The 14,074-nt window shown below is 59.3% G+C and carries 14 protein-coding genes; 6 read left to right on the top strand and 8 right to left on the bottom strand.

The annotated features are described in order from the left end of the window. The first annotated feature begins 116 nt into the window (after positions 1-116). The 4 genes from ABJP42_RS16675 to folD all read left to right on the top strand — a co-directional run bounded on the left by ABJP42_RS16675 (position 117) and on the right by folD (position 3,863). On the top strand, positions 117-692 hold the full coding sequence (locus ABJP42_RS16675) for an MOSC domain-containing protein (RefSeq protein WP_348342346.1): 576 nt from the start codon (positions 117-119) through the stop codon (positions 690-692). A 188-nt stretch (positions 693-880) separates the two neighbouring features. Continuing rightward, positions 881-2,557: a formate--tetrahydrofolate ligase gene (locus ABJP42_RS16670; RefSeq protein WP_348342344.1), complete on the top strand. Its 1,677-nt coding sequence runs from the start codon at positions 881-883 to the stop codon at positions 2,555-2,557. Positions 2,558-2,616: 59 nt separating this feature from the next. Then, positions 2,617-2,922 carry a chorismate mutase gene (locus tag ABJP42_RS16665; RefSeq protein WP_348342342.1) on the top strand — a complete coding sequence of 102 codons (306 nt, stop codon included), beginning with the start codon at positions 2,617-2,619 and terminating at the stop codon, positions 2,920-2,922. A gap of 38 nt (positions 2,923-2,960) precedes the next feature. Beyond that, entirely contained in the window at positions 2,961-3,863 is a 903-nt protein-coding gene (gene folD, locus ABJP42_RS16660; RefSeq protein WP_348342340.1) for a bifunctional methylenetetrahydrofolate dehydrogenase/methenyltetrahydrofolate cyclohydrolase FolD, read from the top strand. Positions 3,864-4,204: 341 nt separating this feature from the next. Here folD and ABJP42_RS16655 read toward each other — a convergent pair whose 3' ends face one another. Both ABJP42_RS16655 and ABJP42_RS16650 read right to left on the bottom strand, forming a co-directional pair. After that, complete coding sequence (locus ABJP42_RS16655; RefSeq protein ID WP_348342338.1) at positions 4,205-4,615, bottom strand: hypothetical protein; 411 nt, start codon at positions 4,613-4,615, stop codon at positions 4,205-4,207. A gap of 129 nt (positions 4,616-4,744) precedes the next feature. Then, positions 4,745-5,143 (bottom strand): DUF2306 domain-containing protein, encoded by a 399-nt coding sequence (locus ABJP42_RS16650; protein ID WP_348342336.1) that lies wholly within the window; start codon positions 5,141-5,143, stop codon positions 4,745-4,747. 127 nt (positions 5,144-5,270) lie between these two features. Between ABJP42_RS16650 and ABJP42_RS16645 the strand changes: the two genes are divergently transcribed. Then, positions 5,271-6,044, top strand: coding sequence for a LytTR family DNA-binding domain-containing protein (locus tag ABJP42_RS16645; protein ID WP_348342334.1), 774 nt, complete (start codon positions 5,271-5,273; stop codon positions 6,042-6,044). Between the two features lie 13 nt (positions 6,045-6,057). Here ABJP42_RS16645 and ABJP42_RS16640 read toward each other — a convergent pair whose 3' ends face one another. From ABJP42_RS16640 to ABJP42_RS16630, 3 genes are all read right to left on the bottom strand, one after another. Further along, positions 6,058-6,465, bottom strand: coding sequence for a PaaI family thioesterase (locus ABJP42_RS16640; RefSeq protein WP_348342332.1), 408 nt, complete (start codon positions 6,463-6,465; stop codon positions 6,058-6,060). Positions 6,466-6,552: 87 nt separating this feature from the next. Then, on the bottom strand, positions 6,553-7,245 hold the full coding sequence (gene pdeM / locus ABJP42_RS16635; protein WP_348342330.1) for a ligase-associated DNA damage response endonuclease PdeM: 693 nt from the start codon (positions 7,243-7,245) through the stop codon (positions 6,553-6,555). Then, positions 7,242-9,659: a ligase-associated DNA damage response DEXH box helicase gene (locus ABJP42_RS16630; RefSeq protein ID WP_348342329.1), complete on the bottom strand. Its 2,418-nt coding sequence runs from the start codon at positions 9,657-9,659 to the stop codon at positions 7,242-7,244. Before ABJP42_RS16630 ends, pdeM begins: the two co-directional genes overlap by 4 nt. A gap of 114 nt (positions 9,660-9,773) precedes the next feature. Between ABJP42_RS16630 and ABJP42_RS16625 the strand changes: the two genes are divergently transcribed. Further along, positions 9,774-10,253, top strand: coding sequence for a DUF4405 domain-containing protein (locus ABJP42_RS16625; RefSeq protein ID WP_348342328.1), 480 nt, complete (start codon positions 9,774-9,776; stop codon positions 10,251-10,253). Between the two features lie 101 nt (positions 10,254-10,354). Here ABJP42_RS16625 and ABJP42_RS16620 read toward each other — a convergent pair whose 3' ends face one another. The 3 genes from ABJP42_RS16620 to ABJP42_RS16610 all read right to left on the bottom strand — a co-directional run bounded on the left by ABJP42_RS16620 (position 10,355) and on the right by ABJP42_RS16610 (position 14,073). Further along, on the bottom strand, positions 10,355-11,662 hold the full coding sequence (locus ABJP42_RS16620) for a DUF8689 domain-containing protein (protein WP_348342327.1): 1,308 nt from the start codon (positions 11,660-11,662) through the stop codon (positions 10,355-10,357). 201 nt (positions 11,663-11,863) lie between these two features. Further along, positions 11,864-13,411 (bottom strand): alpha/beta family hydrolase, encoded by a 1,548-nt coding sequence (locus ABJP42_RS16615; protein ID WP_348342325.1) that lies wholly within the window; start codon positions 13,409-13,411, stop codon positions 11,864-11,866. A gap of 155 nt (positions 13,412-13,566) precedes the next feature. Next, positions 13,567-14,073 (bottom strand): prepilin peptidase, encoded by a 507-nt coding sequence (locus ABJP42_RS16610; protein ID WP_348342323.1) that lies wholly within the window; start codon positions 14,071-14,073, stop codon positions 13,567-13,569. Position 14,074 lies beyond the last annotated feature (1 nt).

Below are 14,074 nucleotides of genomic sequence, written 5' to 3'. Positions count from 1 at the left end.
CCCCCGGTGCCCGGATCGGATCGCTTTGCGATCCGATCCGAAAGAGGGCTTTTCCTCGGCTGCAATCGCTCTATGGTCTGGTCCCAATGGGCAGCCCCAAACAAAGAGGAAAAAGCATGCCGGTCTTGCTGGAAACAGAATTCAAAGGCGAAGTGGTCTGGGTTGGGGAAACCGCAGCAGGAGGCAGTATTGCGGCCTCTGAAACCGAGGCACTTACACTTGGCTTTCACGGTGTCAGCGGCGAGCGCCACCAGGGGGAGAACCGGGCCGCCTGCGTGCGGGTTCGCAATCTGCACCCCGAAGGCACCACCATCCGCAACGTCCGCCAGCTCAGCATTCTGTCCGAGGAAGAGCTGCAGTTGATCGCGGCCGATATGGGGCTGGAGCGGGTTGATCCATCGGCACTGGGGGCCAATCTGGTGCTGCGCGGCATTCCGGATTTCACCTTTGTGCCGCCCGCTTCGCGTCTGCAGGGGCCAGACGGCGTGACCCTGACGATTGATATGGAAAACCGCCCCTGCATTTTTCCGGGGCGCGAAATCGAGAAAGATCACGCTGGATTTGGACCCAAGTTCAAACCGGCCGCCCGCAACCGCCGGGGAATCACCGCCTGGGTGGAGCGTCCGGGGCTGATCAAACGCGGCGATAGCTTGCGACTCTTTGTGCCGGACCAGCGCGCCTGGGCCCCCTAGCGGCCCCTCATCGGATACAGAACTTTCGTTTTGGCGACTTTCGTTGCCTCAATCTTTGGACTGACGCCGCTTCGTGGCCGGATAATGTCGGAAATCACGCGCGCCTTTTGCCGCATTCTGGCTAAATCGGAGACAGATCCGGTGCATTTGAGGCCGGTAGATGTTTTCTCTCATTCAGGAATCCGGCCATGAGCTACAAGAGTGATATCGAGATTGCCCGCGAGGCAAACAAGCTCCCGAGCCAGGAGATCGGTGCCAAAATCGGCATCTCCAGCGGTGATCTGCTGCCCTATGGCCACGACAAGGCCAAGGTGAGCCAGGACTTTATCAACTCGGTACAGGGCAAAGACGACGGCAAACTGATCCTCGTCACTGCGATCAACCCAACCCCTGCGGGCGAAGGCAAGACCACCACCACCGTGGGTCTGGGCGATGGCCTGAACCACATTGGCAAAAACGCCATGGTCTGTATCCGCGAGGCTTCTCTTGGTCCCAACTTTGGTATGAAGGGCGGCGCCGCAGGCGGCGGCTATGCACAGGTTGTGCCAATGGAGGAGATGAACCTCCATTTCACCGGCGATTTCCACGCCATCACCTCGGCGCATTCGCTGTTGTCGGCGATGATCGACAATCACATCTACTGGGGCAATGAGTGCGAGATCGACATTCGTCGCGTAGCCTGGCGGCGTGTGGTCGATATGAACGACCGCGCCCTGCGCCAGATTACTGCCAGCCTGGGCGGTGTCTCCAACGGCTTCCCGCGCGAAACCGGATTTGACATCACCGTGGCTTCTGAGGTCATGGCGATCCTCTGTCTGGCCACCAATCTGGAGGACCTGGAAAAGCGCCTCGGCGATATCATCGTGGCCTACCGTCGCGATAAAACCGCTGTCTATTGCCGCGACATCAAGGCGGCCGGCGCCATGACCGTACTGCTGAAAGACGCAATGCAGCCCAACCTGGTGCAGACCCTGGAGAACAACCCGGCCTTTGTGCATGGCGGTCCTTTTGCCAATATCGCCCATGGCTGTAACTCGGTCATCGCCACCAAGACGGCGCTGAAGGTTGCCGATTATGTCGTCACCGAAGCGGGCTTTGGCGCTGACCTGGGTGCCGAGAAGTTCATGAACATCAAATGCCGTAAGGCGGGTATCGCGCCCTCGGCTGTGGTGCTGGTGGCCACGGTGCGGGCGATGAAGATGAACGGCGGCGTGGCCAAGGCCGATCTCGGTGCTGAAAACGTCGAGGCGGTGAACAATGGCTGTGCCAACCTTGGTCGTCACATCGAAAACATCAAAAGCTTTGGTGTGCCGGTTGTGGTTGCCATCAACCACTTTGTCACCGACACTGATGCCGAAGTTCAGGCGGTCAAGGACTACGCGGAAACCCACGGGGTTGAGGCCATCCTGTCGCGTCACTGGGAGCTGGGTTCCGAAGGCTCTGCCGATCTGGCCAAGCGGGTCGTGGAGATCGTCGATTCCGGTGCGGCCAACTTTGCCCCGATCTACCCCGACGATATGTCGCTTTTCGACAAAATCGACACCATCGCCAAGCGCATCTATCGTGCCGACGAGGTGCTGGCCGACAACAAGATCCGCAACCAGTTGAAAGAATGGGAAGCAGCGGGCTACGGCAATCTGCCGGTCTGCATGGCCAAGACCCAGTATTCCTTCTCCACCGATCCAACCCTGCGCGGCGCGCCGGTGGGTCATTCGGTTCCGGTACGTGAAGTGCGTCTCTCGGCGGGGGCGGGTTTCATCGTCGCGGTCTGTGGTGAGATCATGACAATGCCGGGTCTGCCACGCAAACCGGCGGCGGAAAACATCCACCTGAACGAGGGTGGCCAAATCGAAGGCTTGTTCTAAGCGCAAAAACACGCAATCTGCGGCCCGAGACTGTCTCTCGGGCCGCAAGAGTTTTAGCTATGACCAAATTGACCCCCGCAAGGGACTGCGCTGACATGGCAGAGCTGCGGCGCCAGATTGATGATCTGGACCAAATGCTGGTAGAGCTGCTGGCGACACGGGCGGGCTATATTGACCGCGCGGTAGAGCTGAAGAGCCAGAATGGCTGGCCGGCCCGGATCCCGGCGCGCGTCGACGAGGTCATCGAAAATGCCCGCGCCAAGGCGGATGAGGCTGGGCTGGACCCGGATCTGATCGAAGGCCTGTGGCGCCAGCTGGTGGAATGGTCGATCGCGCGCGAAGCTCGTGTGATCCACGAGGTATAATGCGGGCAATTTTGCCCGGCGGAACAAGGAAGAATGCAATGGCAGCAGATATCATCGACGGCAAAGCCTTCGCCGCCACGGTACGGGAAAAAGTAGCGGGCCATGTTGCGCGGCTGAAAGAAGAAAACGATATTACCCCTGGTCTCGCGGTGGTGCTGGTGGGTGAAGATCCCGCCTCTCAGGTCTATGTGCGCTCCAAGGGCAAGCAGACGGTTGAGGTCGGCATGAACTCCTATGAGTACAAGATGGAAGCCGATACCTCCGAGGAAGATCTGCTGGCGGTGATCGACAAGTTGAACAATGATCCTGCGGTGCATGGTATTCTGGTGCAGCTGCCGCTGCCCGGTCATTTGAACGAAGATCTGATCATCAACTCCATCGCCCCGGAAAAGGACGTGGACGGTTTCCACATCTCCAACGTCGGCCTCTTGGGCACCGGGCAAAAGAGCATGGTGCCCTGCACGCCGCTGGGCTGTCTGATGATGCTGCGCGATTATCACGGCAGCCTGTCAGGGATGAATGCGGTGGTCATTGGCCGCTCCAACATTGTCGGCAAACCCATGGCACAGCTGCTGCTGGGCGACAGCTGCACCGTGACCATCGCCCATAGCCGCACCAAAGATCTGCCAGAGGTTGTCCGCCGCGCCGATATTGTTGTGGCCGCCGTGGGCCGCCCTGAAATGGTGCCGGGAGATTGGATCAAGGAAGGCGCTACCGTTATCGACGTAGGCATCAACCGCATCCCGGCGCCGGAAAAGGGCGAGGGCAAGATGAAGCTGGTGGGCGACGCCGATTTTGCCAGCTGTTCCGAGCGCGCCGGTGCCATCACTCCGGTGCCAGGTGGCGTGGGGCCTATGACCATTGCCTGCCTTCTGGCCAACACCGTCACCGCCTGCTGCCGCGCCAATGGTCTGGCAGAGCCCGAAGGGCTGACGGCCTGAAGCAGAAAAGAAATGGACAACAGAGGCTCCTTTTATTTGGGGCTTCTTTTTTTGGGTCTCGCATTGCCTGAGGTTACAGATCGCTGCCTAGAGTATCAGCCGACAAGTTGCTTTGAGCCGGGGTGCATCGGGGGTTCTACCCCCGTCGCTTCGGCGACTCCCCCGGGATATTTTTGGCCAAATGAAGACTAGGCGCTGGTTCTTTGAATTTCATTTGGCTGCAAATATCCTGGGGGTGTGCGCTTGAGCGCGAGGGGGCAAAGCCCCCTGGCTTTTTGGCCCGGCCAACTTATTGGTTGCAGTTCTGAGCCTGCCTTAAGTACCAATGGGACCGTGGCCGCTCAGGTGGGAGGTCTGGATTGCTGTAGTTTTGTTTGGTCTTCCCAGAACAGGATACGCAGCGGGCGCCCAAGAAAACTGCCAGAAGCAAGCCCCAAAAGAGCAGGAAGCAGGCCGCAATAGGCCATACTCGCTGTAATATTTGGAGAAATGGCAGAAAAAATGCCGTTGGCAAAATTGGCCCAGAACAGCATCATCATCACCGTGAGGCTCAGCCATTCTCCGGCAACCTCGGCGCGCAGACCTCTACGGGCGATGATCCAGCGCCCCTGGACCCAGAATCCACCGCCAATGCCACAAAGATAGGCAAGCCCCCAGGCCGCAAAACCCAGCTCGGCCGAGTGCTGCGCCAGCAGGGTGGGCACATTGGTCAGGGCAATCAGCGGCATCAGAAAATAGGGAAGAACGGACATTTCGCGCCTGCGGCTACAGTGCAGCCCTAGCGCAATGAGAACAAGCAACAGTGGCCAAATCCAGAACGGGGCGCCAGTGAAAACACCAGCCAGAAATGCAGTCAAAAATTCCATCAAACTATACCTTGTTCAAAGACTGAAAAGCACGGCGTGCATCAGCCGGCCGGGAAGCAGGGTAAAGACGCCGGCCCCCATTAGGGCTGCAGAGGTGGTCCAAATCATAACCTGGCGATGTTGGCGGATCCTCTGGTGCCGGGCGGCAAAGACCGCCGCCAACAGCGCGACCAGCGTTCCGATTGACAGAAGATGGATCGGACTAAAGCCGCCAATCAGGCGGATCTCATGGATCCAGAAACTGGTGAGTGCCACGCAGGTCATCAACAGAACCCAGCTCCAGCCCAAAACCCGGTGCAGTGAGGTGCCGCGCGGCAGAGTGAACATCACAAGGGTCAGCGGGATCAGCGCCAGTGCCGCAAAGGCATGGATCTGGATGGGCAAGGGGGCGTGTAGCAGTGGCAAAAGAGTCATGCGGGCTCCGTGGTTGAAGTTGACCCCCAAGCCATGGCAATTTTGCTGCAATATCATCAAAGTGATTTACGCCAGCGCCGCGCTGGCTTCGTGAGTTGCAGCGGTTTTTGTGAGGGTGTCATTCACGATGCGTGAAATTCCGGTCTTTGGCCGCCTGGTTTTGCTCTGGGCACTGGTCACTGTCTTTGCGGCTGCTGCCGGCCCTTTTGGCACCTTTGAGGGGCTCGGGTTTTGGGGGCGGCTTGGTTACTGGGCCGTCATAACCGGCCTGTCGATCCTGCTGACCAGGCTGCAATTGCATCTGTTGCGGAGGGCGCCGCAGCTGCTGCGCTTTGCCAGCCAATTGCCCTATGGGCTCTGTCTGGCGGCAATAGCCCATGGCATGAATGTGCTGATCTTTCCCCATTGGGGCGGCTGGCCAGATTTTGGCTTTCTGGCCCTTGTGACGCTCAGCGTGGTCCTGATGATCGAAGCAGCAGTGTTTTTTGGCCGTTTGTATTTGCGGCCGGTCAACGCCAGGCCGGACTCTGTTTCAGAGGATGCTGCCGAGGCCGGGTCAGAAACCCTAGACCCAGACCCCGCCTCTGACTCACAACTGCTGTTTCAGCGTCGCTTGCCGTTGGATAAACGCGGCACCCTGATCCGGTTGGAGGCTCAGGATCACTATCTACTGGTGGTCACCGATCGCGGGAGGGAGAGCCTGCTGATGCGGCTGGGGGACGCCGCCGATGAGCTGTCAGAGGCCGGACTGCGGGTGCATCGCTCCCATTGGGTCACACCGGAGCAGGTTCAGCGCCACAGGCGGCAAAAGGGGCGCGATTTTCTGCAGATGGCAGATGGCACAGAGGTCCCGGTGAGCCGCAGCTACAAACCCGCGGCCCAGGCGGCGGGGCTGCTGTAGCCGCTGCTCTGGCCTAAGGACTGACGGGGATCATGGTACCCTGTAGCACCGCGATGAGTTTTTCCTCCGATCCGGTGATGGCATGCACCTCGGCGCCGACCACCACCAGACGGCGGCCGGGTTTGATCACCTTGCCAGTGGCGCGCAGGTAGTCCCCGGCACCGGGGGCCAGCAGGTTGATCTTGATCTCCGCCGTCATCACTTCCTGATCCTCTGGCAGCATGGTCAGCGCTGAATAGCCCGCAGCACTGTCGCCGATGGCAAAGGTAAGCGCCGCATGGGCAAAGCCCTGCTGTTGACGGCTCGTCGGCAATATGGGCGCGGTGATCACCACCTCACCGGGGGCAATGCTGCTTAGACTGGCGCCGAGGCTCTCCATCATACTTTGGCGGGCAAAACTGTCGCGAATACGCTGTTCCAAGGGGCCGGTCCTTCTAAGACTGTGTTGCCCTTAGCCTAAAGCAGCAAGATGCCCCCCGTGCAGGTGACGCTGCGCCACATAGGGGCTTTAGCCCCGGCGGCTTTGACGTGGCATTGGCATGGCCAGAGCCTGGCTGCCGGTCAGGATGGCGATGGCTTTGGGCTGCATCAAATCGGAGAGCACCGGGTCACTGCTGCGCAGACCACCGGTATAGGTGCCAAAGGCCGGCAGGATCAGGCGGTGCTGGTCCAGCAGAAAGGCCGGGCGTGACACTCCGCGCAGGACAGCTTTGGGGTGGTAATGGCCAGAGATCTCGCCCTGTGGCTCGTTCTGTGCCTGTAGTTGGGACTGGGCGATATGGCGAAACACCAATGTGCCAAGGTGGAACTCCGGCAGATGCTCGCCGCCAAACTCCGTTGGCGCGGGATCGTGGTTGCCCTCGATCCAGATCCAGCGGCGGGCCTGTGTAAGGTCCAGGATCCGCTGTTTCAGCTCGGGCGGCAGATGCGTGGCTGCAAGATCATCGTCAAAACTGTCGCCCAGGCAGATCACGGTTTGCGGAGCGAAGCTGTCCAGCAGCGCCTCAAGCCGCACCAGAGTCTCTTCGACCTCATAGGGGGGCAGAGGGGCACCGCCACGGCGCAGATGGCGTTCGGATTTGCCCAGATGCAGATCCGAAACACAGAGCAGCGCCTGATCCTGCCACCACAAGGCCCCCTGTGGCAGGGCCGTCAATGTTGCGCCCGCCAGGGAGAAGCCATAGCCCCCGTGCGCATTCATTGCGCCAACCCTTTGAGGCCAGACTGCGCCATCAAAGCCTCGGTCTCGCGTTGCAGAAGCTTTTCCTCCGCCGCGCCCTTGATTGGCACCCTGCCTCTCTCCAGCAGCATCGGCGCTGCCAGGGGCGAAACACGTGACAGGGGTCGCAGTGTGATCTGGCCTCGGGTGCGTTCGACCATCTCTTCGATGCGGGAGAAATCGACCAAGCCGCGCAGGGCCTCTTCGCGGGTGATATCCATCAGCAAATGATCGGGGTCGTATTTGCGCAGGGTGTCATAGAGGATGTCAGAGGAAAACGTCGCTTGTCGCCCGTTTTTGCGGCCTCCAGGTTGGTTGCGATCAATCAGCCCGGCAATGGTGGCAGCGCCACGAAAGGCGCGTTTCATCACCGCATTGCCCGCCAGCCATCCCTCCAGCCCGTCGCGCAGGGCCTGCAGGTCAAACAGCGGCTCAGGATCGGTGATCGGCTGCAAGCCCCAAATCAGCGTCGCATAATCGGTGGCGACAAAGCCCAGCGGATCAAGCCCCAGCTCCTCCATCCGTTTGGTCAACAGCAACCCCAGGGTCTGCTGCGCATTGCGCCCGGCAAAACCGTAGATGCAGCTGTGCTCCCGGGCTTCATGCGGGAAGCTCTCGATCAGCAACTCGTCGGGGCGCGACAGGTCCGAAACCTGACGCTGCAGGGCCAGCCAATCGGAGGTGTGACCGGGCAGGTCGGGCCAGTTTCCCTTGGCCAGGATCTGCAGAACCCGGGCACTGAGCTCGGTTGAGGTGGCAAATTTGGTGCCAGAGAACACGGCGATCTTGGGTTTTTTGCTGGCATTGCGGCTGACCTGCACGGTCATTTCCCGCAGGCCTTCGTAGCGCACGACGCGGCCACCAATCAGAAAGGTATCGCCAGCGGTGAGTGTCGCAGCAAAGGCTTCTTCGACCTCGCCCAGCGGTTTGCCGCCACGGCTGTGTTTCAGGCGCACCTTGAGCAGATCAGCGTCCTGAATGGTGCCAAGGTTCATCCGGATACGCTGGGTGGCGCGGGGGTCGCGGAGTTGCCAGCTGCCATCGCTGCGCTGTTGCAGCCGCTGCCACTGGTCATAGCGTTTCAGCGCATAGCCGCCGGTGGCGCAAAACTCGAGACAGGCGTCAAACTGCGCCCGGGTCAGATTGGCATAGGCGCCGGCGGTGGTGACCTCGGCAAACAAATCCGCGGCCTCAAACGGCCCGGCGCAGGCGCGGATCAGAATATGCTGACAAAGCACATCACGTGGACCAGGACCTGAGGGGCTGGCGTCCAGATCGCCCGCCAGAACCGCCTCTAGCGCGGCCTGGCATTCCACAACTTCAAAACGGTTGGCAGGCACCAACAGGGCCTTGGAAGGGGCGTTGTAGCGGTGATTGGCGCGGCCTATGCGTTGCACCAGACGTTTGACATTCTTGGGCGCGCCAATCTGGATCACCAGATCCACATCGCCCCAGTCGATACCAAGATCGAGCGAGCCGGTGCAGACAATGGCACGCAGCTCACCGCGCTGCATGGCAGTTTCGACCCGTTCGCGTTGGACCCGATCGAGTGAGCCGTGATGAATGCCGATGGGCAGGGCCTCGTCATTGGCGAGCCAGAGATTGTGAAAGAAGATCTCCGCCTGAGCGCGGGTGTTGTGAAACACCAGCGTGGTTTTATGCGCCTTGATCTGCTCCAGAACCGCGGGGATCGCATAGGCGGCACCGCCGCCGGCCCAGGGCGGCGCCTCGGTGGTTTGCAACATTGTGATATCCGGCGCCGGGCCGGGGTCGGCCTGGACGATTGCGCAGGGATCCGGGTGGCAGGCCAGATACTGGGCGATACGCTGAGGGTCCTCGACCGTGGCCGAAAGGCCCACACGGCACAGATCCGGGCAGAGCGCCTGCAGCCGGGTCAGCGCCAGCATCAGCTGATCACCGCGCTTGCTTTCGGCCAGGGCGTGGATCTCGTCGATCACCACGCGTTTCAGCCCCTTAAAGGTCCGTGCCGCATCTGGGTAGGAGGTCAAAAGCGCCAGGCTTTCAGGTGTGGTGAGCAGGATATGCGGCGGATCGGCGCGTTGGCGGCGGCGTTTGGATTGCGGCGTGTCTCCGGTGCGATCCTCGATGCGGATTGGCAGGTCCAGCTCTTCTACGGGCGCGCGCAGATTGCGTTTGATATCTGCGGCCAGCGCTTTCAGTGGCGAGATGTACAGCGTGTGCAGCCCCTGGTGTGTGCCCTCGGCCAGATCCGCCAGGGTTGGCAGAAACCCGGCCATGGTTTTGCCAGCGCCAGTCGGGGCAATCAGCAGGGTTGCAGGATCTCGCGCCCGGGTGAGCATCTCCTGTTGATGCGGATGCAGCGCCCACCCACGGGAGGAAAACCAGGTGCTGAGAGGGGCGGGGATCTGCGTCATCTGATCAGCCTAGCCAGTTCCCTCCCAAAGCGGAACAAAGAACAAACAAAAGCGACGGAAGTTTGTGGCTGCAGCGTTTAGCCTTAAAGCAAGACGCATGTAGGAGAATTAGTGATGTCTGCCTTACGCAAATGGGCCACTCCCCTAACTGTTGCCACCTTTCTGGCCATGGGGGTGACAGGAATTCTGATGTTTTTCCATGTGGATAGTGCCCTGAATAAGGTGCTGCATGAATGGGCGGGCTGGCTGATGCTGCTGGGTGTTCTGGCGCATCTGGTGCTGAACTGGCGACCGTTTTCGGCCTATTTGAAACGCCCTATGGCGCGCGGCATCATGGGGGCAGGCGTTTTGGTGCTGGCGCTGTCCTTCTGGCCGGTCTCGGGCGGGGGTAGCCCGGTGCAACAGGTGATGCAGGCGATGGCACAGTCGGATGTTGCAACCGTCATCGCACTGAGCGGTCAGGAGTTGGAGACTGGGCTGGAAGTGCTGGCTGCTGCGGGGTTGGAGGCGGATCACACCACCACAATGGCAGAGCTGACTGGTGGAGCGCGCGGTGTTCAGATGCAGGTGATTGATCTTTTGTTTGCGCAGTAGAACGCACCCGTCAGGTAAAACAAAAGGAAGGGGGCCATGGCAATTGCCACGGCCCCAGTTTTTGCCGCCTTGCAGTGCGCGTGTCTGACCGACGGGAGAGGTTATTTGACGATGTGCTCGTCTTTGACAAACATATTGGCCCAGGCGCGGTCGATCAGGTCGGGGGACATCTGATAGGGGATGCCCTCAAATTCGCAGATCGCAATCATCTGATCGATCAGGAAGATCGGTTGATAATTGGCATAGGTGTTGTCGATGGTCGGGTATTTCACCTTCAAGAGATGCACCAGCGCAGTTTCATCCAGCGGCATGCCGCGTTTGCGCGCCACCATGGCAAAAATCTTGAGGAAGTTTTCCTGGTTCGGTCCGTCGATCTTGATCTTGAAGAAGATCCGCCGCAAAGCCGCCTGGTCAAAGATCTCGTTGGGATGGAAGTTGGTGGAGAAAATCACCAGGGTGTCAAAGGGCACCTCAAACTTCTCACCCGATTGCAGGGCGAGGATGTCCTTGTTTTCCTCCAACGGAACAATCCAGCGGTTGACCAGCGACTGCGGTGGTTCTGCTTGGCGGCCAAGGTCATCGACGATGAAAATGCCGCCGGTGGATTTCAGCTGCAGCGGTGCCTGATAGGTGCGCGCGGTGGGGTTATAGACCAGATCCAGCATATCCAGTGACAGCTCACCGCCGGTGATCACCGTCGGGCGTTCGCATTTTACATAGCGGCTGTCGAACCGTTTCGGGCGGCGGATGGCATTGGGATCTTCGGGGGCTTCTTCGATCAGCGTATGCACAATGGGATCGTAGACGGTGATCACCTGACCGGCATATTCAATCGCACGCGGCACATAGACGTGATCGCCCAGGGCGTCGCGAATACCGTTGGAGATCGAGGACTTGCCGTTACCGGGTGGGCCATACATCAGGATCGAGCGCCCGGCGCTGACCGCTGGCCCCAGATGGTCGAGCAGGCTGTTGGGCAGCACCAGATGCCCCATGGCGCTGGTCAATTGGTCGCGGGTCACCATGATATTGCGGATCGACTGGCGCTCGATCTGTTCGCGGTAGACCACCAGCGGCACCGGCATGGCGCCAAAATATTCGGACTGGCTGAGCGCATCCTGGGCCCGGGCCTTGCCTGCGTCCGTCAGCTGATAGCCCATCTCATTGCCGCTATTGGCATTGAGCGTACCCGTGGCCTCCAGCAGTTTCTGCTCGCGGGCCATATCGATCAGCTCCTGTGTGACCGGCATCGGCAGGCAGATCGCCTCGGCCACTTCGCTGACGATATTGACGTTCTTGCGAAAGATCGTCTTGAGCAGGATATCCCGCATCATCACGATGGGAAGCTGCATCTGCTCCAGCCCCTTGGGGGCGGGCGGGGCAGTGACGGGGCTGTTTTGCATGTTCATCTGGAGGCCTGCCTGATCTGATCGCGAAAGCGTTGGGGCCTGCCACGGGGGCAGGGGATTTCGCAACAGTCTATTCAGTACTGCGGCAAGACTGAGGCAAAGAGAGAGCAATTTGGCGGTGGAGTGCTGCGGATTTGAATTGGCTTTGCAGCAGTACCGACTAAGGGCTCGCGCAGGGCCGGGGCGCGGCAAGGACCCGCGTCATGTTCGAGGGGGCGTGGAAGCAGCCTGACTGTCCAGTGTGGACGCTTCTGGTGGAGGAGCAGGACTGCAGTCCCCTAAAAATGCCAGTATCCTTGCGCGGGCTTTTTCATGATCTGTATCATTCAGATCATCGTAGTCATGAGTGGAATTCACGCTCAAAATCTCAATTGATTTGGACAAATCATATCCTTTGGCCTGCTCCGCAGTGCCATAGATTTCTGCAACGCCCTGAACGATCAAAAACGGCGTTCGCACCTTGCTAAGGTGCGCGGTTCGTTCAGGTTCCTCGGCACGCGCCGGGTGTTTGAATGGGTACCCAAAGCAAACGATCTTTTCAATTTGACGGTCCCGCGCTGCGAGAGAGGAAATGATCCCACCTGCAGAATGCGAGAATAGATTCACGCGCTGAGACGGGAAGTTTTTCAGGAAGGTCAAAAGCTCGCCTGCGTTTTCGTGGTTACTTTTCAGCCGGTCATAGGGGAAGAAACAGATGGAGAAACCCGTTTGATGCAGCTCCTCCAGAATTCTGATAATGAGCGGTGATCGCTTGTCTGTGTTGTGACGACCAATCACAACGATCAGTTTGTCGTTGTGGCGCGATCCATGCAGCAGCGAGGGGCGGAACGACGGGTTTTCTGCCAGGATCTCTTCGCTGAGGCCCAGGCTTTGGGCGCAGTCGCCAGCGAGGCGCAGCGAGACCGCCAATTCATGTTTGAGAATAAGATTGCCGGGGTTCCGGTCAATCAAAGTGGTAAAATACTCGACACTGTCATCAAAACGCTGCAGCTGGCGCAGCACGATGCCTCGTCTGGTCTGCAGCTGCAGGTCATTGGGGAGCTGCTTCAGAGCCACCTCGATGCAGGCCAATGCGGCGGTGAAATTCTGCGCATCGAGATTGGTTTCGATACGCGCCAGCAGTGAGGGGCGATGCAATGGGCTGATCCTGAGAATACCCTCGCTCACCGCCAGGCTTTGGGCGTGATTGCCCATGAACCGCAGGGTAAGTGCCAGTTCATATCGTAGGGTCAGATCATCAGGGTGCTGGTTAATCAATCCAGCAAACAGCGCGCTGCTTTCATCATGGCGTCGCAGTTGGCGCAGTCCCATACCCAGCCGGGTCTGCAGTTGCAGATCATCGGGGTAGTGCAACAGGGCTTGCTGGACGCAGGTCATCGCCACACTTGGCCTTTGCGCCTGCAGGTTGGTATCTATGCGTGTCAGCAGCGAGAGGTGATGTGATGGATCAGCCTTGAGAATGTTCTCGCTGATCGCCAGGCTCCCGTCGTGATCACCAGTGAGCCGTAGGGAGATTGCGAACTCCTGTTTGACCGCCAAGGCGTCTGGGTTCTGCTCGAGCAACTCTGCAAAAAATCCCCTGCTTTCTTCAAACCGTTGCTGCTGACGCAGGGCAATGCCCTGGTTGATAAGCGATTGCAGGTCGTTCGCGGGCGGCAGCCGGGCGACCTTGGTGCTGGCCTGCGCTGGGGGACTGCTTTGTTGTCGGCGGAAGCTGAAAAACCTTTTGAGACTTTTTTTATTCAGCATCGGAGCGCCCAGAAAAGAATAAGCATTTCAGCCAATAGCTTGGCATGAAATCAACTTATACGAGTGCGGGGCGCATGGGTAGTCCAATGCGGTATCATGTTCGCAAAAAGCGCTTTTTTAAATTAATCCGGTTTCATCACCACGCCAGGAAATCTCTAGCTGCCAAAAAAGGTCACCAGGATAAGATAGATCGCAAGAGTGCCACCAAGGCTAAATCCCATGGGGAACTTTTTGCCAACGCTCCAGCTTTGCCAGCCCGGTGCCAGACGGCTGAGCGGGGTCAGTTTGGCAAGACGGTGGGTGATAAAAGCCGCCAGCAGATTGGCGGAGTAGATCATCACCAATGCGGGCAGGTCGGCAAGCGCCACGAGGGGCGCGGCGGCCCCGATGAATTTGGCGTCGCCTGCACCCATCACTCCGGCCGAAAAGAACAAGAACCCAATGGCCACGCCAATGGGAAGATGCAGCAATTGCCAGCCATAGTCGGCCCAGGTCGGCATGATGAACAGCCCGAGGATCACATAGACAGCGCCGAGGCAGTCATTGATCCAATTGGGAATGCGCATGCTGGACAGGTCGGTATAGGCTGCCGCAAAACACAGCGGCAGCACTAAGGGCAAAAACCAGCGGGCAACCTCAGCCGAGCCGGCAAAGACCACCATG

Source organism: Pseudophaeobacter sp. (assembly GCF_039971195.1).
Taxonomy (GTDB): domain Bacteria; phylum Pseudomonadota; class Alphaproteobacteria; order Rhodobacterales; family Rhodobacteraceae; genus Pseudophaeobacter.
Note: the sequence above shows the minus strand (reverse complement) of the source record. Positions and strands in the feature narration are given on the sequence as shown.